Annotated in this window: 1 protein-coding gene; it reads right to left on the bottom strand. The window is 67.8% G+C overall.

Annotation, left to right across the window (positions count from 1 at the left end; all coding sequences use genetic code 11):
• The coding region (locus tag ACLJNW_RS27690; protein ID WP_410961779.1) for a hypothetical protein at window positions 1-245 on the bottom strand (245 nt) is incomplete at both ends.

Raw genomic sequence — 245 nt, 5'->3', positions numbered from 1 at the left:
ATCGCGGCTGCCACCGCGCCCGACCGGGCGAGCCAGCCCGGAATCACAGCCAGGCCGCGTAGGACGCGTGCCGACGTACCGATGAAGACGGCGCCGACGAGTGCCCCTTCGATCGCCAGCACGTTCGTGACTCCTTCGATGAGACGCGCCGTGTTCGGGTCGAGCACCACGTGATCGGATTCCTCCAGCGACCACGGGATCACGACGTCGATCGCGGCGAAGACGAACAACAGGCCGGCCAGCAC

The sequence above is a fragment of the Salmonella sp. SAL4457 genome (genome assembly GCF_046548235.1).
Taxonomy (GTDB): domain Bacteria; phylum Pseudomonadota; class Gammaproteobacteria; order Enterobacterales; family Enterobacteriaceae; genus Salmonella; species Salmonella enterica.
The sequence above is the reverse complement of the archived record's forward strand: the minus strand, read 5'-3'. Positions and strand labels throughout refer to the sequence as shown.